This is a genomic window from Glycocaulis albus (assembly GCF_014639075.1).
In the GTDB taxonomy this organism is placed as follows: Bacteria; Pseudomonadota; Alphaproteobacteria; order Caulobacterales; family Maricaulaceae; genus Glycocaulis; species Glycocaulis albus.
Map to the genome: position 1 here is coordinate 112,276 of NZ_BMFS01000007.1, position 19,562 is coordinate 131,837.

General features: G+C 63.9%; 21 protein-coding genes and 1 other RNA gene. 3 read left to right on the forward strand and 19 right to left on the reverse strand.

Annotation, left to right across the window (positions count from 1 at the left end; genetic code table 11):
* Positions 1–30: 30 nt before the first annotated feature.
* From rodA to IEV75_RS08975, 14 genes are all read right to left on the reverse strand, one after another.
* A complete protein-coding gene (gene rodA, locus IEV75_RS08910; protein ID WP_188452218.1) occupies positions 31–1,176 on the reverse strand; it encodes a rod shape-determining protein RodA in 1,146 nt (381 codons plus the stop codon).
* 2 nt (positions 1,177–1,178) lie between these two features.
* On the reverse strand, positions 1,179–3,056 hold the full coding sequence (gene mrdA / locus IEV75_RS08915; RefSeq protein ID WP_188452219.1) for a penicillin-binding protein 2: 1,878 nt from the start codon (positions 3,054–3,056) through the stop codon (positions 1,179–1,181).
* A 21-nt stretch (positions 3,057–3,077) separates the two neighbouring features.
* Positions 3,078–3,590 carry a rod shape-determining protein MreD gene (gene mreD / locus IEV75_RS08920; protein ID WP_188452220.1) on the reverse strand — a complete coding sequence of 171 codons (513 nt, stop codon included), beginning with the start codon at positions 3,588–3,590 and terminating at the stop codon, positions 3,078–3,080.
* Positions 3,591–4,520, reverse strand: coding sequence for a rod shape-determining protein MreC (gene mreC / locus IEV75_RS08925; protein WP_233351812.1), 930 nt, complete (start codon positions 4,518–4,520; stop codon positions 3,591–3,593).
* Positions 4,521–4,627: 107 nt separating this feature from the next.
* Positions 4,628–5,668 (reverse strand): rod shape-determining protein, encoded by a 1,041-nt coding sequence (locus tag IEV75_RS08930; protein WP_127566449.1) that lies wholly within the window; start codon positions 5,666–5,668, stop codon positions 4,628–4,630.
* 57 nt (positions 5,669–5,725) lie between these two features.
* On the reverse strand, positions 5,726–6,520 hold the full coding sequence (locus IEV75_RS08935; protein ID WP_188452222.1) for a TVP38/TMEM64 family protein: 795 nt from the start codon (positions 6,518–6,520) through the stop codon (positions 5,726–5,728).
* Between the two features lie 58 nt (positions 6,521–6,578).
* A complete protein-coding gene (ilvC, locus tag IEV75_RS08940) occupies positions 6,579–7,571 on the reverse strand; it encodes a ketol-acid reductoisomerase (RefSeq protein WP_188452223.1) in 993 nt (330 codons plus the stop codon).
* Entirely contained in the window at positions 7,568–8,494 is a 927-nt protein-coding gene (gene miaA, locus IEV75_RS08945; RefSeq protein ID WP_188452224.1) for a tRNA (adenosine(37)-N6)-dimethylallyltransferase MiaA, read from the reverse strand. Before miaA ends, ilvC begins: the two co-directional genes overlap by 4 nt.
* A 19-nt stretch (positions 8,495–8,513) precedes the next feature.
* On the reverse strand, positions 8,514–9,914 hold the full coding sequence (locus IEV75_RS08950) for a Do family serine endopeptidase (protein WP_188452225.1): 1,401 nt from the start codon (positions 9,912–9,914) through the stop codon (positions 8,514–8,516).
* Between the two features lie 80 nt (positions 9,915–9,994).
* Positions 9,995–10,189, reverse strand: coding sequence for a DUF2065 domain-containing protein (locus IEV75_RS08955; protein ID WP_188452226.1), 195 nt, complete (start codon positions 10,187–10,189; stop codon positions 9,995–9,997).
* Positions 10,190–10,206: 17 nt separating this feature from the next.
* Positions 10,207–11,100 (reverse strand): protease modulator HflC, encoded by an 894-nt coding sequence (gene hflC / locus IEV75_RS08960; protein ID WP_188452227.1) that lies wholly within the window; start codon positions 11,098–11,100, stop codon positions 10,207–10,209.
* A 1-nt stretch (position 11,101) separates the two neighbouring features.
* Positions 11,102–12,289, reverse strand: coding sequence for an FtsH protease activity modulator HflK (hflK, locus tag IEV75_RS08965; protein ID WP_188452228.1), 1,188 nt, complete (start codon positions 12,287–12,289; stop codon positions 11,102–11,104).
* A 106-nt stretch (positions 12,290–12,395) separates the two neighbouring features.
* Complete coding sequence (locus IEV75_RS08970; RefSeq protein ID WP_188452229.1) at positions 12,396–12,905, reverse strand: dihydrofolate reductase; 510 nt, start codon at positions 12,903–12,905, stop codon at positions 12,396–12,398.
* Complete coding sequence (locus IEV75_RS08975) at positions 12,902–13,744, reverse strand: thymidylate synthase (RefSeq protein WP_188452230.1); 843 nt, start codon at positions 13,742–13,744, stop codon at positions 12,902–12,904. The genes IEV75_RS08970 and IEV75_RS08975 overlap by 4 nt, the downstream gene beginning before the upstream one ends.
* Positions 13,745–13,926: 182 nt before the next feature.
* Here IEV75_RS08975 and IEV75_RS08980 point away from each other — a divergent pair, with 182 nt between their 5' ends.
* Positions 13,927–14,307 (forward strand): VOC family protein, encoded by a 381-nt coding sequence (locus tag IEV75_RS08980; protein ID WP_188452231.1) that lies wholly within the window; start codon positions 13,927–13,929, stop codon positions 14,305–14,307.
* On the opposite strand, the gene IEV75_RS08985 is transcribed toward IEV75_RS08980, so the two are convergent.
* A complete protein-coding gene (locus tag IEV75_RS08985; protein ID WP_188452232.1) occupies positions 14,304–14,975 on the reverse strand; it encodes a DUF2459 domain-containing protein in 672 nt (223 codons plus the stop codon). The two genes, IEV75_RS08980 and IEV75_RS08985, sit on opposite strands and share 4 nt — an antisense overlap.
* Between IEV75_RS08985 and ssrA the strand changes: the two genes are divergently transcribed.
* Positions 14,976–15,337, forward strand: a transfer-messenger RNA (tmRNA) gene (ssrA, locus tag IEV75_RS08990). It begins immediately after the preceding gene.
* 22 nt (positions 15,338–15,359) lie between these two features.
* Here the strand turns inward: ssrA and IEV75_RS08995 are convergent.
* Entirely contained in the window at positions 15,360–15,971 is a 612-nt protein-coding gene (locus IEV75_RS08995) for a hypothetical protein (protein ID WP_188452233.1), read from the reverse strand.
* A gap of 95 nt (positions 15,972–16,066) precedes the next feature.
* Complete coding sequence (locus IEV75_RS09000) at positions 16,067–17,443, reverse strand: cytochrome P450 (protein ID WP_188452234.1); 1,377 nt, start codon at positions 17,441–17,443, stop codon at positions 16,067–16,069.
* Positions 17,444–17,596: 153 nt separating this feature from the next.
* Here IEV75_RS09000 and IEV75_RS09005 point away from each other — a divergent pair, with 153 nt between their 5' ends.
* Positions 17,597–18,049, forward strand: a complete 453-nt coding sequence (locus IEV75_RS09005) for an SspB family protein (RefSeq protein WP_188452295.1) — start codon at positions 17,597–17,599, stop codon at positions 18,047–18,049.
* A 26-nt stretch (positions 18,050–18,075) separates the two neighbouring features.
* Here the strand turns inward: IEV75_RS09005 and IEV75_RS09010 are convergent, their stop codons facing one another.
* Complete coding sequence (locus tag IEV75_RS09010; protein ID WP_217979433.1) at positions 18,076–19,104, reverse strand: zinc transporter ZntB; 1,029 nt, start codon at positions 19,102–19,104, stop codon at positions 18,076–18,078.
* A gap of 28 nt (positions 19,105–19,132) precedes the next feature.
* Entirely contained in the window at positions 19,133–19,540 is a 408-nt protein-coding gene (locus IEV75_RS09015) for a RusA family crossover junction endodeoxyribonuclease (protein WP_188452235.1), read from the reverse strand.
* Positions 19,541–19,562: the final 22 nt, after the last annotated feature.

Genomic DNA, 19,562 nt, shown 5'->3' on the forward strand with positions numbered 1-19,562 from the left:
TCCCCACCGAGCCTTCAAGGTCAAGCGCGCTTAGCCGAAAATGCCTGCACCTTTGGGTGGCTCTGCCGCCCGGTGAATGTGTGCGCCGAGTATAAGCCCGAGCCCGATCAGCACCGTGAACATGACCGAGCCACCATAGGAAATCATCGGCAGCGGCACGCCCACAACCGGCACCAGCCCCATCACCATCGCGGCGTTGATGAAAACGTACAAAGCAAAGGTCGTGGTGACGCCCATCGTCACCAGTCGCAGGAAGACAGAGCGGCACGCCATCGCGGTCATCAGGCAATGGCCCAGGATCAGCGCATAGAGCGCAAGCACGGCTATCCCGCCAATGAAGCCGAACTCCTCGCCCAACATGGTGAAGATGAAATCGGTCTGCTTTTCAGGCAGGAAATTCAGATGGGCCTGTGTGCCCTGCATATACCCCTTGCCTGTCAGACCGCCTGAACCCAGGGCGATCTTGGACTGCATGATGTGATAACCAGCGCCCAGCGGATCATTTTCCGGATTGAGGAAGGTCATCACACGCGCGCGCTGATACTCTTCCAGGCCATAACGCAGGAAGGTGATGCCGCCCACGACGCCGGCAATCATTCCAGGCACGATGACTTTCCAGCTCAGCCCGGCCAGAAACACCATGACTGCGCCCGTGGCTCCGGTGAGCACCGCCGTACCAAGATCAGGCTGCTTGGCGATCAGGCCGACGGGAAGCGCAATAGCCAATGCCGGTACGATCATGCCGCCCGGTGTGGATACCTTTTCCGGCGGCAGGTCGTGATAATACCGGGCCAGTGCGAGAACGAGCGCTATCTTCATGATCTCAGAAGGCTGCATGCGCAACGGGCCGATATCGATCCAGCGCTGCGCGCCCATCGCGGTCGCTCCGAACAGCTCCACCATGACGAGCAGGAAAAGCGCACCCAGATAGGCCGGATAGGCCAGGCTCATCCACATGCGCGGCGGCACCATCGCCACAATCAGCATCACCAGGAAGCCGGCGGCAAAACGTGTGGCATGACGGATGGCCCAGGGATCCCAAGCGCCCCCTGCCACCGAGTAGAGCATCAGGACGCCGATACATCCTGTCAGCACGATAAGCAGGACGAACGCCCAATTCAGCTCGAACAGCTTCGCCCTGAGATCACGCGGCACTGGCTGGGTAAACACCGGCATGGCTAGCCTCCCTGCGCCAGATTTATAGGTGCGTGCCGGGCAGCAATCACGCCTGAACGCCCGGCCGGGTCACGCAAAATCAGCTCGCGCAGAATATCGCGTCCCGGTTGTGCAGCGGAACGGGCCCCGCCTCCACCGTGCTCCACCACCACAGCGACCGCGTAGCGCGGCGCCTCTGCCGGGGCATAGCAGATGAAAAGGCCGTGATTGCGCAAGCGCCAGGGCAGGTCATCCTGATCGCGTACACCGCGCGCACGCTCCTCTGCGCTGATCGAGTAAACCTGGCTGGTGCCGGTCTTGCCCGCCATGCGCACGCCCTCAACGCCGAGTCCGCCAAGCGACCAGTATGACGTGCCGCCCGGCTCGTGCACGACGCCGACATGGGCGTTATGAACCGCCTCAATATGGGCATCTTCAAAGTCCAGGCGGGCAAACTGCGCAGGCGCGCTGCGCGGGTACAGGGTAGGCTCCACGGCGCGGCCCGTCGCCATGCGCGCGGTCATCACGGCCAGCTGCAAAGGTGACGCTAGAACCGCGCCCTGCCCGATCCCGACATTATAGGTGTCGCCCATGGACCAGCCCTGCCCGGTGCGCGCGCGCTTCCATTGCGGGCTGGGGAACAGGCCACCGGCCTGGGAGAGCATCGGGATGCCAACCTCGAAAAGCTGGCCGAAGCCGAGCTCCAGCGCCGCCTCGCGAATACGCTCAATTCCCAGCCGGGAGGCAACTTCGTAGAAATAGGTATCGCACGACACCTTGATGGCGTCGTGCATATTGACCGGACCGTGCCCTTCACGCCGCCAGCAATGGAAACGCCGGTTGCCCAGCTGCACCGAACCCCGGCAGGTCACGCGTTCGCCGGGACGCATGACCCCGTGACGTAGCGCGGCCAGCGATATGACACCCTTGATAGTCGAGGCCGGCGCGTAAAGGCCGTTCGTCGCCTTGTTGAACAGGGGGCGAAGCGGGTTCTCGTTGAGATCGCTGAACTCACGCGAGGGGATACCCAAAACGAACAGGTTGGGATCGAATGACGGGGTTGATGCCAACACCACGACCTCTCCGGTGTGGACATCAATTCCCACGGCGGACGCGCTCTGCGTGCCGAGCCTGTCGGTAGCAAAGCGCTGCACTTCGGCATCGATCGTAAGAGCAACATCGCGCCCCGGCTCCGCCGGCCGGGACTGTTCGGGCAGTTCGCGGATGACACGGCCGAAGGCATTCACCTCCACCTTCAGTGAGCCGGCAGAACCGCGCAGTTCGGCATCACGCGCTATCTCGACTCCGGACCGTCCGACACGGAAGGCGGGATGGCGCAGAAGCGGATCGTCACCGGCGATCTCGGGCGGAGCCGACTGCACATAGCCTGCCACATGCGCAAACGCCGCAGGCATGGGGTAGGTACGCACCTCGCCCACATCCGGCATGACACCCGGCAGTTCAGGAAGGTGCAGATTGACCCGCGAAAACGTCTCCCAGTCCACGCCTTCCGCGATCGTTACCGGCTGGAAGCGGGGCGTACGGGCGAGGTCGCGCAGCACGCGTTCACGGCGGGCATCGCTGATCGGCATGAAACGCGACAGACGGTCAAGGGCAAGCGCGGGATCACCTGCCTGCTCGCGGATCAGATAGATGCGGTAGCTGTCCCGGTTTTCCGCGATCGTTTCACCAAAGCGGTCCAGTATCCGGCCGCGAGTCGGCAACTGGATACGGAACGAAAACTGGTTGTTGTCGGAGAGAACCCGGTACTCGTCCTCCTGCAGTATCTGCAGTGTGTAGAGTTGGGCACCGATGCCGGCAAACGCGGCAACACCGCCTGCACCCACCATGAAGGTGCGCCGGTTGAACTGGGCCTGGGCTTCCTGCTTGTCGCGGCGCATGGTCGCTCTTTTGTCAAACCCTCATGAGAATGTGGTGCGTTCGCGCTTGCGCGCAAACAGCCAGCAAAAGGCCGGGAACACGATAAGCGTTATCACAGCTTCGGTTACAAGGCTTGTGGGGTCTGCAGGCTGGCCGATGGACAAGGAGCCGGCAATCCAGGCAACCAGGGTGGCGATGCCGGTCATGACCGAGAACCGCGCGATCAGCAGAATGAATTCGCGTGCGGACGGTTCTGTCGAGCGCAAGCGCGCGATGGCGAATGCCAGAAGATAGGACAAGGCCCACATGCCGAGCGGGCCACCGGTGAGCAGATCCTGGAACAGGCCGGTGATAAAGATCAGCCAGGGCGGCACGAAGTGCGGGTGCCGGACCGACCAGACAAACAGCGCGATCAGCGGAAAGAACGGCGCGGGGAATCCCTGCCCCTCGGGCAGGCGCAAGGGCGCGGCCACCGCGAGCAGGCTCAGGGCCAGTGTCAGTGCCATGGCAGTGAGGACCGGCCAGGTGGAATTGCGTTCCAGCGATGCGCGCATCTACCGCCCCTCCCCGCTATCGGGTTCGTCCCCGGTGTCATTTTGCGACGCGCCAACGACCGGTACATCCGTATCGCTGGCCGGCGCCTGCTCCGGCTCTGCCCCAAGCTGGGGCGGCGCTGCGGCGGGAGGCACGCTATCCGCGGGCGCCTCGTCCACGGGCGCTTCCACGGGCGTGAAAGGCCAGATCCAGATCAGGTCGATCGGAGTTGCGCTGGAATAGAGAACAACCCGCCAGGCGCCATTACGGTCCAGAACGGCTTCGCCGACAGGCAGTCCACGCGGCAGAATATTGTCATCGCCCGAGGTGACGATCCGGTCGCCTTCCTGGAGATCAGGCGCGCGGCCCAGATAGTCCAGGCGCGGAAAGTCGGTATTGTCACCCACCAGCATGGCCCTGGCATTGGAGCGGTCGGCCATGACCGACACCCGGCTGTTCAGGTCGGTCAGCAACAGGATACGCGACGAGCGCGCGCCCACATCAATCGTGCGCCCTACCACACCGTAAATGTTCAATGCGGGGTAGCCTGGCGCCACACCGTCCTCGGTGCCCACACCGACCAGGCGCGTGCGCACGAAAGGCCCGCCTGTTTCGGTGACGGCCCAGGCCGTAATGCGCTGGCGCGGCAAAGGCGGGTCGAGATTGAGCAGTTCCTGCTGCCGGCGCATCTGTTCTGAATAGTTGAGCGCCACGTCGCGCCAGGCCCGCAACTCCGACATCTCCTGACGCAGCTCCCGGATCTCGCCAGCCAGCTCGATCTGGCGGCGCCACCACGGGCCGATATTGTACAGCCCGCGCAGAGGCTGGGCAGCGGCTTCAAGCACGGGAATGGACAGATCGTTGAACGCTGCGCGGAACACCGTCACGGCCTCTACCCGGTCCTCGGTCCGGTCGGCCGCGATCAGGATCGCCGATATCGCCATGAACATGAGGAGAAGGGTCCGCGAAAAACGGACCGCGTCATCTGCCCCCTGCCGCGCTGAACGCCATTGCGCCACCGCCCGGCACCTCCTCTAGAGAATCATTCCCGCGCCGCCTAAACGGCTTCTGACAATATGGGACGCCAAATCTTGAGATTTTCCACCGCTTTGCCGCAGCCCAGCACAACGCAGGACAATGGCTCGTCGGCGAGGCTTACCGGCAATCCCGTGCGATCACGCAACTCAGTATCCAGATTGCGCAGCAGTGCGCCACCCCCGGTCAGTACGATGCCCTTGTCGACAATGTCCGCAGCCAGTTCCGGCGGTGTGGCTTCCAGCGCCTGCTTGACTGCCTCGACGATCTGCTCGACGGGCTCTGACAGCGCGTCGGCAATCATGGCTTCGGTGACCGCGATCTCGCGCGGCACGCCGTTCATCAGGTCGCGGCCCTTGATCTCCAGCGTTAGCCCCTCGCCCTTCGGGGGCGGGCTGGCGGAGCCGATTTCCTTCTTGATACGCTCGGCAGAGGTTTCGCCGATCAGCAGGTTCGCCGAGCGGCGGATATAGTTGATGATGGCCTCGTCCATCTTGTCACCGCCCACGCGGACCGAACGCGAATACACAATGCCCGAAAGCGACATCACGGCCACTTCGGTGGTGCCACCGCCAATATCCACGATCATCGAGCCGGTGGGCTCATCGATCGGCAGGCCTGCACCGACCGCTGCCGCCATCGGCTCGTCGATCAGGTAAACCTTGCGCGCGCCGGCGCCCAGCGCGCTCTCGTGAATGGCGCGGCGCTCCACGGCGGTCGCACCGGACGGAACACAGATAACGACCTGCGGCGAGACGAAGCTGCGCCGGTTATGCACCTTGCGGATGAAATGCGCGATCATTTCCTCGGCGACATCAAAGTCGGCGATCACGCCGTCACGCATGGGGCGTATCGCTTCTACATTGCCCGGCGTCTTGCCCAGCATGAGTTTGGCTTCTGCACCGACGGCCTGAACGTGCTTGCGCCCTTTTTCGATCTTGTAGGCCACCACGGACGGTTCATTCAGAACGACGCCGCGGCCCTTCACGTAAACGAGCGTGTTGGCGGTGCCCAGATCGATGGCGATATCTGCGGAAAGAAGCCCGAAAACGCTAGAAAACATCCTGAAAATACCTGCGAGCCGGTGGCTATGGGCCGCCCGAACACTAAAGGCGGTGCGCTATTTACCCTTGTGCGATGCGCCGTCGCGGATTGCAAGAGACGACGTGCCGTCGCTGGTATCTGCGGGCACATCCGACACAGCTTCGGCAGCCTGTCCTGTAGAGGTCGAGCGCAGCCATTTGCGCGCCATCAGCATGGCCACCAGCCAGCCAAACGCCGTCAGTGCAAGGATGGCCGCCACCCATAGACCGCTGCCTGAGAGAAGCGCTATGACCCCGCCGCCGGCAAAGGTGACAAGCGCAATCTTGGGCAGAATGCCAAGCCCGGTCCCGCCCATGAAGGCGAGGAACGTCATATGCGACACGCCTGCCGCCATGTTCACGACGATGAAGGGGGCAGAGGGCACGTTGCGGATAATGGCGCTTGCCCAGAACCCGTTCTTACCGACAAAGGCGGAGATGCGGTTCACCGTCTCCCCGCCATAGCGGCGCACGACATCGGCACCCAGAAACCGCCCGGTCCAGAAATTGGCCGCTGCCGAGACCATGGTGCCGGCCCACGAATAGATGAAGCCGGCAACGGGTCCGAACGCCAGAACCGCCGCGGCGAAGAGCGCAAACTGGGGCGCGCCGACATAGGACAGGACCGTGAAAGCAAGGATGGTGAGCGGCAGGGCGTACCAGCGCGACGCGGCGTCTGCAAGCCAGGACTGGACATCGCCCGGCTCGATATTGAAGACAAAGCGCCCGATCAGGAATATCGCCATGACGAGGGCGAACAGCGCGATGGAAACGCCGATGGCGCGCGCGGCCTGCGCATCCATGCGCGTCACAAAACGGGTCAGCTGGTTCATGAGACTCTCATAGACTGTTCGCTGTCACGTTGCCATGCACGGTGCATACCGCTGGCAGCTATTCCAGCCCCAGAGCCTTTCGCAAATACCGGCCCGTCGCTTCCAGCTCGTGCCGCCCGGCACTGGACCTCGCGGCATGCAGGCCCGCCCGGTCCTTCTCAAAATCGGCGACCCAGCGCCGGGCAAAATCACCCGATGTGACGTCGGTAACGATATCCTCGAAGACCGGCTTTACGGCCTCTGCAATCCGCGCCTCGACGCCGTGGGCGCCGAACTCGGCGGTGTCCGAGATGGCCGCGTACATGCCGGCAATCCCGCGCGTATGGATCAGCTCAGCGATATATTTCAGCTCGTGGACCGTATCGATATACGCCATGAGCGGGCTGATGCCGGCGGCGACCAGCGTTTCATATCCCTGCCGGGCGAGCGCACACATCCCCCCGACCAGCACGGCCTGCTCGCCGAGAATGTCGGCCAGCGCCTCCTCGCGGAAGCTGGTGGAAAACACTCCTGCACGCCCGCAGCCGAGCCCTTTGAGATAGGCTTTCGCGACCGCTCCGGCTCTCCCTGACGCGTCCTGATGAACGGCCCAGAATCCTGTCAGCCCGCCACCCCGTTCAAAGCTGTCACGCACAGCGCCACCGGGGCCCTTGGCAGCGGCCAGAATGACGTCACAGTCGGCTGGCGGGTCAATCAGGCCGTATTCGATGGAGAAGCCGTGACAGAAGATGAGCCCCTGCCCCGGCTTGCGGTTAGGCGCGATATGGCTGTCCCAGATCGCGCCATGTGCCTCGTCCGCGGCCAGGATGGATACATAATCAGCGCGCGCGGCCGCCTCGTCGAGACTGACCACTTCAAACCCGTCGCTTCGTGCCTTCGCTCGGGACGGTGAACCGTCCCGCAGCGCCACCAGTATGTGCTCCACGCCGCTATCTCGCAGGTTCAGCGCGTGGGAGCGGCCATGATTGCCGTAGCCGATTATGGCCAGCGCACACGCCTGCAGCGGCGCAAGGTCAATATCGCGGTCGTAGAGCGCGTCGGGCAGGGTCATGGCGTATCCATATTCTCGAGGCTGGCAATCATGCGGGCAAAATTTTCGTCATGGCCGGGCGCATCCAGGCGAGTCCAGTCGGCATGCTGGTTGGCAAACCAGGTGAACTGGCGTTTGGCATAACGCCGGGAGTCGGTCTTCGCGCGCTCGACCGCTTCGGCGAGGCCAAGCTCGCCGTCCAGGTGCGCCAGTAACGGCCGGACACCAACCGCTTTCAGGGCGGGCAGCTGGCGATCCAGCCCGCGCGCATGCAGGGCTCGCGCTTCGGCCAACGCTCCGGCCTCCATCATACTGTCGAACCGCTGTTCTATGCGCGCATACAGCACGTCGCGATCCGGACGCAGCGCAAAGCCGGTCCAGCTGTCCGGCGCGATCAGCGGGCGCGTATCCGCATGAAGCGCGCTCAGCGGCTGCCCTGTAGTCCGCACCAGCTCGATCAGCCGGACCAGGCGCTGGCGGTCACCGGGCTTGATCCGGCCGGCGCCTTCGGCGTCGAGCCGCTCCGCCTCCGCCCGCAGCGCAGCGCTTCCCGATTGCTCCAGCGCGCTGACCTCGGCGCGCACATTGGCCGGAATGTCCGGTGCGGGGGCGATGCCATCTATCAGGGTTTTGAAATAAAGCCCTGTGCCACCGGCGAAAATTGCTGGCGCGCCGCGTGCGCGAAGAGACCCCGCAACATCAAGGGCGGCACGCGCCCACCGGCCCGCGGACCAGCGCTCTGATGGATCGGCAACGCCGAACAGGTGATGCGGCACGCCTGCGCGTTCGGCCTCACCGGGTTGGGCGGACAATATGTCCAGCCCCCGGTAGAGCTGCATGGAATCAGCATTGATGATCTCGCCGCCGATGCGCCGGGCCAGCGTGACCGCGAGCGCGGTCTTGCCGGATGCGGTCGGGCCGCCAATCAGGATGAAGGGCGGCATGGCCACCTCCGGCAAAGCCTTATGGCCGAAGGCTCTGTAGAATGAACTGGCCCTGACGGTTCAGGCTGAACAGGACCGGGCGGCCGGTCTCGCCTGCCGCTGCCCGCGCAATCTGGCGTGCCTCATCCACTGTGCTGACCTGCGTCCACGCGATCTCTTCAACGACATCGCCCACACGCACCTTGCCTGCGGCGTCAGACCCCGGCTCAACGGCTGTGACAACCAGCCCGCGTGCGTCGGGATGCAGGCGGTGGGTACGGCGGAGCGCATCGGTTACCGGGGCCAGTGTCAGCCCGAAGACCGTACGCGATGAAGGCGTTATGCCGGGCGTATCTGCGTCGGATCCCACCGGGCGCGGCGGCGCAGCGTCCGGCTCATCAAGCCGTTGCACCTCGACTTCCAGTGTCAAGGGTTCGCCCCGGCGCAGAACATCGACGCTGACACGCGACCCGATGGCGGTATCAGCGACCATGCGCGGCAGACGCCTGTCGTCAGGCACCAGTTCGCCGTTGAAGGCGAGAATGAGATCACCGCGCTCCATGCCGGCGGCATAGGCCGGACCGTCAGGATCGACCCGGCTGACAATGGCGCCGCGCGGGCTGTTCAGGCCCAGCGCCTCGGCGGTGTCGGCGGTGACAGCCTGCACGTTCACGCCCAGCCAGCCGCGGCGGGTCTCGCCGAACTCTGCGAGCTGCCGGACGATGGGCGCGGCAATGTTGGACGGGATGGAAAAGCTGATACCCACGCTCGCACCGGTCGGCGAGAAGATGGCCGTGTTCACGCCCACGACCTGCCCGTCCATGTTGAACAGCGGCCCGCCCGAATTGCCGCGATTGATGGCTACATCTGTCTGCAGATAGTCGTCATAGCGCCCGCCAATCTCGCGGCCCCGCGCGGATATGACACCCGCGGTGAGCGAGCCGCCAAGGCCGAACGGGTTACCGATGGCGATTACCCAGTCTCCGACCCGCGCGGCGTCGGAGTCGCCAAAGCGCACGAAGGGGAAATTGCCGCCACCGCCGCGAATACGCAGGACAGCCAGGTCTGTTGCCGGATCCACGCCGACTATGTCAGCCGGCAGGGTACGCCCGTCCGTGAAGACGACCTCCACCTCGTCCGCTTCCTCGATGACGTGATTGTTCGTCACGACCAGTCCGCGCGCATCGACAATGAAGCCTGAGCCCAGCGAGTTTGCGACGCGTGGATTGTCACCCAGCAGATCGTTGAAGCGCTCAAGAGGCGAACCGGGGGGAAAGGTTGGCAGGCTCGCATCTGCGCGCATGCGCTGGGCAGCGGAAATATTGACCACGGCCGGAGACAGCTGATCGGCCAGATCGCCAAACCCCTCACGGGGCTGGGCCAGCGCCGGAGGTACGAAAAGCAGGAAAGCGGCAGCGAGAACAGCCAGAACGGCACGCATGGGCGACTCCGGTAGCGAGGCGGACTTTATCAAGCTTAACGCGTTGTTTGCCTGCCAACACCCCCCATTGCAGGTGGCATTCAGCCCATGGACCGGCCCAGCCAGACCAGAATGACACCGGCCGCTACCGCGCCAATACCGGCCAGGCGGAGCGTGGCAGGCGGAACGCTGGCGGCCGTCTCGGCCATTTTCCGGGCAAGCGAGGGGGCCAGCGCGTAAAGAAGGCCTTCGGCGACCAGCACAAGGCCGATGGCCAGGACAATCCATACGAGCATGGCCCCTTTATCTCCCTCTAGTCGGGCGATCCCGCCTGGTTCTGGAAGTAGCGGAAGAATTCCGAATCCGGGCTGATCACGATCGGCGTATTGTCGCGCAATGCCTGATCATAGGCCAGCATGGACCGGTAGAAGGCGAAGAAGTCAGGGTCCTGCCCGTAGGCTTCGGCAAAGATGGCCGTACGGCGGCCATCGCCCTCACCGCGGATGCGCTCGGCTTCAGCCCGGGCGTTGGCCAGAATGACCACCGCTTCACGGTCCGCCTCGGCGCGGATCTGACGGGCACGCTCTTCACCCTGCGCACGGATAAGGGCCGCTTCCTGCTGACGTTCCGAACGCATGCGCTCGAAGACCCGGTCAGTGATCTGCTGAGGCAGGTCCGCCCGCAGAATGCGCACATCAATCACCTGGATACCGATATCCTGGGTGGCGACCTGCGCTTCGGCGGCGAGGCGGATCCGGTTCATCACTTCGGCGCGCTGGCCGGAGATGACCTCGCTGGACGGGATCGACGCGATAACACCGCGCAGCGAGTCGTCCATGATGGCCGACAGGCGCTGTTGCAGGCCGCGCTCGTCGCGCACCGTCTGGTAAACGCGCAGCGGATTGACGATGCGGTAGCGCAGGAAGGCATCCACCACGAGGCGTTCCTGGTCAGCGGCCAGAATCTCCGCCGGCGCCATGTTGAACTCGATATTGCGCTTGTCGAAATGCAGAACGTCATCGACGAACGGGATCTTGAAATGGAGGCCGGGTTCTTCGTCACCCGGCTCATTGATGACGGCAACAGGATTACCCAGACGCAGCACCAGCGCAGACTCGCGTTCTGACACGGTAAAAGTCGCCGACAGGCCGACAATCACCGCGATGGCGAGGATGACGGCGAGGCTGATCAATACGAAACGGGGCATATCAGCGGCCTCCCGTGCTGGAGGATGAACCGGACTGGGTGCGGGCCGGACTGCGGTCACGGCCCAGCTGGTCGAGAGGAAGATAGGGCACTGCGCCTCCTCCACTCTGCTGGTCGAGAATGATCAGCTCGGACCGGCCCAGCACCTGCTCCATGGTTTCAAGGAAGATGCGGCGGCGGGTAACATCCGGAGCCACACGGTACTCGGTGTAGATCTGGTTGAAGCGTGAGGCCTGGCCTTCAGCTTCCGCGATCACGCTTTCACGATAGCCGCGAGCCTCTTCCTGGAGACGCACCGCTGTACCGCGGGCTTCCGGTACGACCTGGTTGGCATGGGCCGTTGCCTGCAGCGCCGCACGCTCGGCGTCCTGGCGGGCGGCATCGACATCCCGGAAGGCGTCGATCACGCTGGCCGGTGCAGATGCTTCACGCAGCTGGACCTCCAGCACCTGTATGCCCGAATTATAGCTGCCAAGCGTATCCTGGATGATCTGACGGGTGCGCCGGGCCACTTCGGTACGGCCTTGTGTGATGATGGGCTGAAGCTCTGTCGTGCCGACCACTTCGCGCATCGCGCTTTCGGCAACCGCCTTCACCGTACCTTGCGGATCGCGGATATTGAACAGGAAGTCACGCACGCCCTCGGGATAGGTCAGGTCGACGCGCCACTGAACAACGAAGTCGATCTCGACGATATTCTCGTCGCGCGTCAGCATCAGGGCTTCCTGCGGCGTCGCTCCGACAGCGACCTCATTGGTGGTCGTCACTTCCGGCAGAAGCACCGTCTCGAACGGTACGGGCAGCTTGAACTGCAGGCCTGCGCCCGTCGTGCGGACATATTCGCCAAAGCGCAGGACAACGCCCGCCTGCTGCGGGCCGACGACATACCAGGCCGAACCGGGCCAGGCGAGCCAGACAAAGAAGATACCGGCTGCGATCAGGCCAAGGCCGGGACCGCCAGAGCCCTTGCCATCGCCAGAGCCGCCGAACATGCGCCGGATGCGGGCCTGCAGGCCGGCAATGAACTGTTCCAGATCGGGCTCGCCGCCACCCTGGCCATTGCCAGAGCCGCGCCGTCCGCCGCCGGGGCCCTGCCCCCACGGATTCTGGTTGTTATTGTTGCCGCGCCGTCCGCCGCCGCCAGAGCCCCAAGGCCCCCCGCCGCCGCCTGCATTATCGTTCCAGGGCATGTATTTCCTCGTAACGGAATGGAATTCGTCTCGTGTTGCGATGATATGTGGACGGATCAGCCCGCCGGTTCAAGGAAAACCGGCACGCAGCGCAGTGGGCGATGCGTCACACCCGCTCCAGAACCCGCACCACTAATCCTGCATCGTCACCGGGCGCGGGGTCAAAATGCTCGGCGCTGACCTCGCGCCATTCAAGCGGATTAAGCATGGGGAAGTGCACATCGCCCTCGGGTTCGAGGTCTACTTCGGTAAGGCAGATGCGCCCTGTCTCCGGCAGGAGCGCTGCATAGAGCGCCGCACCGCCAATCAGGCATACTTCCTGCGCGCCGTCCTTCGCCGCGACCTTCCGCGCAGCCGCCACCGCATCGCCCGCATTGGCGAAAACTTGCGCGCCTTCCAGTGCCGTGACGCTGCGTGAGACAACGAAATTGGCCCGGCCGGGCAAAGGCTTGCGCGGCAGGCTGTCCCAAGTCTTGCGGCCCATGATGACCGGCTTTCCAAGCGTGGTGGCCTTGAAGTTCTTCAAGTCTGACGGGATGCGCCATGGCAGGTCATTGCCCTGCCCGATGACGCCGTTCTTCGCGACCGCGACGACGATTGTAAGCGGGATGGTCACACCGCCACCGGCGCGGAAATGCCCGGATGCGGGTCATAGCCGACGATCTCGATATCTTCGTACTCAAACGCGAAGAGATCGGTGACATCGGGGTTGAGCCTTAGCGTGGGCAGCGGGCGCGCGTCGCGGGCCAGCTGGCGCTGCACCTGCTCGACATGGTTTGAATAGATGTGCGCATCGCCAAATGTGTGGACGAACTCGCCGGGCTTCAGCCCCGTCGCCTGCGCCATCATAGCCAGCAACAGGGCATAGCTCGCGATATTGAACGGCACGCCGAGGAACAGGTCCGCGCTGCGCTGATACAGCTGCAGGGAGAGCCGCCCGTTGGCGACATGGAACTGGAACAGGGTATGGCAGGGCGGCAGCGCCATGGAGGGCACATCGGCCGGGTTCCACGCAGAGAGCACAAGCCGGCGTGAAGCCGGATTGGCCTTTATCTGCTCCACAAGGTCAGCCAGCTGGTCGATCTCGCGCCCGTCAGGGGCGGTCCAGCGGCGCCATTGCTTGCCATAGACGGGGCCAAGCTCGCCGTTCTCATCTGCCCACTCATCCCAGATCGTGACACCGCGCTCCTGCAGCCATTTCACATTGGTCATCCCCTTGATGAACCAGAGGAGCTCGATGGCGATGGAGCGGAAATGCACTTTCTTGGTCGTCAGCAGCGGAAAACCATCGGCGAGATCACAGCGTATCTGACGGCCAAACACGGTGCGCGTACCGACCCCGGTGCGGTCGTCTGACGGCGTGCCATTGGCCATCACATCGCGCAACAAATCGAGATATGCCGCCTCGATGCCGTGGCGGTTCGTCTGCGCGGGATGATGTTCGGCAAGGGCCATAGAGCGCTCCGGATTTGGTGCATGTTGCACTGTGATCCGATTCGACCGCACCGCTTGCCGCCGCACAACCCCATCAGCAGCACTTATGAACAGGATTTAATGCTCCGGACATCAAATCCCGCTTGCCCTGCCCTCGCACCGGTGCCAACTTGCCCGAACCGGAACAAACAGGGAATATTTCAATGATCGGATATGTAACGCTCGGCACGAATGACCTCCAAAAGGCGTGTGCCTTCTACGATGCCCTCGCCAAGGAACTCGACACGCCGCGCATGATGGAGTTCGACACATTCGTGGCCTGGGGCAAGCCTGGTGGTCAGGCCGGCATCGCCGCAACGAAGCCCTATGATGGCAATTCCGCTACAGTCGGCAATGGCGTGATGGTGGCGCTGGAAGCGAAGGACAAAGAGCAGGTTCACCGGCTCTACGATATTGCGCTTGCCCATGGCGGCACGTGCGAGGGCAAGCCCGGCCCGCGCGGGGATAATTTCTACGCTGCCTATTTCCGGGACCCGGACGGCAACAAGCTGAATGCCTTTCTGATGACTGGCCCGCTCGGCTAGCGGGCTTCCTCCCCGGAGGGCGGGCAGCGTGATGGCGCTGTCCGCTCCAGCCGGTTCAGGAGGCTGGAGGGCAGGAGATGCCCGCCTGCCCAGCCTACGTCCAGACCCGCCTCGCGCAGGCGCGCCGCCGTCCAGACATTGCAGGTCTGGAAGGCGTGATAGGACGAGCGGCCAGCCAGGAAGGCGCCCCCGCGCAGGTCCAGCCCGTCCGCTACCCGTAACGGATAGCCCTGCCCGTCCAGCGCCAGTTCGCTCTCGAGCGCACTTGCCAGAATGGCCAGGCTCTCACCGGAAAGCGCCACGTCGCGATACTCGCTCAAATAGGCATCTCTGGGGTCGCGCTGCAGGGCAGCAACATGCATGACAGACGGCGTCGGCCAGCCAATGGCAGCGATACTGTTAAGCGGGTTCACGCCGGTCACATAGGCCGACGCGTCGCCCCAGCCGATGGCGAACCAGCGCGCACCGGGGAAGGCCGCGCGAAGGGGTCCGTCCTCCGCAAACGCCTCCGAAGAAAGGTAGTAATTGGCGTGCCAGCCATTGGAACTGACAGCTATCAGGTGGCAGTCAGCGGCATCTGGAGCGGCAACCGGTTCGGGCCGCGTGCATGCGGCCAGTCCCGGAATGAAAGCCGCCAGCAGACAAATCAGGCGCGTCAGACGGGTCATGCCCTTTCATACCACGCCCGAACGCTCTATATTCAAGGTGTCCGCTTCGGCGGTCTATGGCGATAAACGTGCGTGTAATAACCAGACCGGACCCGGGTGCGATTCCCGGCGGCTCCACCAATCTTCTTCCGCTGCGTTGGGCGGTGAGCATGGGGCCGATCAGGATCGACGGATGGGTAAAGACGTTGCTTTCGCCCGCATGGGCTCCGTTATCAGCCCATTGTTAAAGTTGCCAACGACAACTTTGCTGAAGAAGTGCGTCTCGCTGCGTAAGCAGCGCGATCATTTCGCATCTTAAGTCCTCGGCTCTAGCAAGCCGCAGGCGGGGTTCGGGGGGCGCCTGGCAACAGAAGCCCCCCACTTCATCCGACCTTGAACACCTTGTTATCGTTTGCGGGATCGCTGCCCGATCAGCACCGGCAAGAGCTGCGTCAGCGCCGTGTAGAGGCCCGCCCCCACGGCCCAGCTGAGCGGCACGAACAAGATGCCCAGCACGTCACGCGCATCAGCGTAGTTACCGCCCAGCCCCAGCACATAGGCGCCGTTGGCCAGCTGGTAGATACCTGCTGCGTCGGGCGAGATCAGCCGGGCGATACCGGCAATTACCGCAAAAACGGCCGCAGCATAGAGCAGACCCAGCACGCTGACCGCTGCTGCCGTACCCGGCCCGGACATGGCTCCGTAGCGCAGAGCCTCCACCACCCGCCGAGGATTGAGCGATCGCGCCGCCAGGCGCGCGGCCTGGGCGGCTATCTCCGACGGAAGGTAATGTCCGGGCGGACCGACAAGATCGAGCGCGCGCGCAACCGTTTCGGCGCTCGCATTGCGGCCGCCATTCAGGGCGTCAATCACCCGCAGCTCGACCTCGCGGCGGTAATGTCTGGCCACGCTTCGCGGCAGGCGGCCCAGCAGGATATCCGCCTCTTGCATGTATTCGGCAGCGAGCGCGCGTGCCGGTTCATGTTCAAGCTCGGTCAGCCGTTCCAATACCGCCATCCCCTGATCTGCGACCTGTTTGTGACGTTAACGCCATCACCCGCGCCACGAAAGCCGCGCGGCCTTAAATCTCCGGGACTGTTGCACCCGGATTATCAGGCCGGTTTGACATTCAAATGAAGTCCGCCAGCGGGACGCAAAGTGACCTGCATGGCCAGCTCGACCGGCGGCGCATCGGGACGTGGCGAGATGTCCAGCTCGCGCACCAGCGTCGCCAGCATGATGGCAGCCTCCATCATGGCAAACCCCATGCCGATACAGGCGCGCGGCCCACCCCCGAAGGCGAGGAACTGGTAGCGGTCTGTTGGCCGCCGGTCGCGCAGCCAACGGTCAGGGTCAAAGCGGTCGGGCTCGTCCCACAGCGTTGTGTGGCGGTGCAGGCAATAGAAGGCGAGAAGGGCCACATCTCCCTTGCGGACCGGACGCCCGCAAATCTCCGTCGCCCGGACGGCACGGCGCGCCACCATCGGCGCGGGCGGATAAAGCCGCATCGCCTCCTCCAGCACCTGCCGGGTGAAGTAGAGCTGCCCCACATGCTCTGCGGTTGCGGGCCCGCCGCCCAGCACGGCTTTCGCCTCCTCGCGCAGGCGCACCTGTGCCTCTGGCTGGTTGGCCAGCAGGTAGAGCGCCCAGGTCAGGGCGATGCCGGTGGTTTCATGACCCGCTGCCACAAACGTCATCACGCTGTCGCGGATATCCGTGTCAGACAGGCCCTTGCCCGTTTCCTCGTCCCGAACAGTCAGGAGCAGCCCCAGAAGGTCGTTGCCGGGGTCGGACGCCGCCCGCCGCCGGGCAATCTGCCCCTCTACCGCCGTGCGGAAAACCTTTCGTGCCTTCGCGGCGCGCGCGGTCATCGGGCGCGGCATCCATTCGGGTACCGGCGCCAGATCAGACAGGCGCATGCGCCCGATTTCCTCCAGCAACACCTCGATAGCCAGCCTTACCTCGCCCCTGTCGAACCCTTCCACGTCGGAAAAAAGCACACGCTCGATAACGGCGAAGGTCGCGTCGCTCATGACACTCATGATTTCGGGTTTTTGCGGATGCTTCAGCCGCTCCACCGCCATCGCGGCGGCCTCAGCCATGATGGGGGCGAACGGATCGAGACGGCGCTTGAGGAAGGCCGGCTGCAACGTCATGCGCTGGCGCCGCCAGCTTTCCCCGTGCGCGGTGAGGATCGCATCGCCCAGCACCGGTTTCAGCATGCGCTGTATCAGCGGGGATTTGCGCCAGTCATTGAAATTGTCGTGGAGGACGGACTTCATTTCGGCGGGTCCGGACAGATGATGCACCGACCGCCCGAGATACGGCCCCGTCAGGATCGTCTTCTCAAAAAGCAGCGCCGGAAGGATGGAAAGCGGGTTCTCCCGCATCATCAGACCGGTTTTCAGCAGATTCGTTGGCCTGAGGAGCGGTGTCACCCGCGCTGGCCGAAAGCCGTCCGTCATATCGGTGTCACGCTGGGCTGGCATGGGATTTTCCATATCCGGATAACTAGCCCAGCAAGGACCGCACGGCTATTGAAGAGTGGCGCAGCAGTGCTGACCGATTGACGCAAGGAACGCGTCGGCTAGGCTCGGACATGAAAGCTCTAGGCAGGGGGAGACGCGGTGAGCAAGGACCTGATGCGGTATGACCGGCTGGCGCAGGATGCTTTGCGCGGCGTGATCCGTCAGGCGCTTACCCGAGCGGCGAGCCCGGAGGGTCTGCCCGGCGCCCATCATTTCTACATTTCGTTCAAGACCTCCGATCCGGGATGCGATATCGATCCGAGCCTGGCGGAAGCCTATCCGGACGAAATGACCGTCGTCCTCGAGCACCAGTTCTGGGATCTTGCCGCCGAGGCCGACTTCTTCGAAGTGACACTGAAATTCGGCGGCGTTCCGAAATACCTCAAGGTGCCCTATCGCGCGGTCACCCGCTTCCATGATCCGGCTGTCGGTTTCCACCTGCATTTCGACTATGAGGCACCCGACGCTGCAAACGGAGCCGTGCCCGGCGCTGTTGCCAGCGGTGGCGGCGGAGACGGCGAAGAGGGCACTGTCGTCAGCCTGGACGCCTTCCGCAAGAAGGACTGACCGGGCCAACGGCGCTCAACGGGCCGTCAGAACAGCTTCATTGCGCGGAACAGCGCCACCTGAAATCCGGCGATCACGAACAGCAGGCCTGTTACAATGGCGAAAGCCCAGGGATTGGCCTCTCCGGGTATTCCGCCCACATTGATCCCGAGCAGCCCGGTAAGCAGCCCGAGAGGCAGGAAGATGGCTGCCACGACTGATAGCAACAGGGTGTAGCGGTTCATCTTTTCCGCCCGGGCTTCCATGATCTGGTCCTGGACCACTCCGGCCCGTTCACGCACGACCTCAAGCTCTTCGAGAATGCGCGTGGTCTTGTCAGCCGCTTCGCGGATACGCGAGCGGTCCTGCTCGTTGAGCCAGCTCAAATCCTCGATCCCCAAAGTCGTCAGCGCATCACGCTGGGGCCCGATATGCCGGCGCAAGCGGATCGCGCGCCGCCGCAGATCGGCCAATGCGCCGCGCCCGACCTCCTCACCGTCCAGCAAGGCATCCTCGAAATCGTCGATATTGTCGTGCAGTTCGGCAACCGTCGGTTCCATCCGGTCAGCCAGTCTCTGCGCCAGCTTGGCGACCAGCTCGCCCGGGCTGACGGGCGCGAGCCCCCGTTCAATCGCCCCGACCAGGTCCCCGACCGCCCGCAAGGGCCGGACCCAGACCCCGATGACTCGTGAACGCTCCACCCAGAGCCGCACCGACACCATGTCTTCCAGCTGCGCGCCTTCCATGAGGTTCACGCCGCGTAATATTATGATGGCCCCGTCGCCATGCACTGTACACCGCGGACGGGTGTCCTCAGCCAGCAAGGCCGTAACGAGTACCGGATCCAGCCCGCTCTCATTTTCCAGCCATGGACGGGTTTGCGGATCGCCCCGGTGAAGATGCACCCAGACAAACGGCGGACGCGCCTTGCCCTTGGTTTCCGGCCGGACCGGCAACCCGGCATCCTCGGCGGCCATTTCAAGCCTTGCCGGCTCGGCCGCACCGCGCCCGTCCATGGCAAAGCACAGAACAGGCGGAAGCCGGGGCGTATCCGGCGGGGCATCGGTGGGGGCCATGACCGGTCCTCCCCTCAGCTGGGCGACATCAGGCGGCTTGGGGCACCAGCGGAACAGCACGCACGCGCACCCTTGCGCGCTCGCCTATCACCTTCTCGACATGGAGGCGTTCCACCTGGCTGTCGTCATGGAAGACGACGCCCGTCAGGGCATCCAGCACCGCCTTGGCGACATTGTCGACATCGTGGACGGGCGAGTTTTCGGTGCGCTCGATGATGATGGTAACCTCATAGGGTCCCCATTTCGGGCGTACCCGCTTGAACTCGGTGCGGAAAAACTCCCCGATCAGCGTCTTGAAGCGGCGCGATTGCGAGGTCAGCGCATCGACGCGCAAGTGAAGCGATCCTGTTGGTGTGGCTACCTGCACCTTACCCCTCCCGGACCATTCGAGGCCCTCATCCTGCAGCACATAGCGGTCAGCGGCTTGATCCGTCATCGCCCGATGCTACACACCCGAT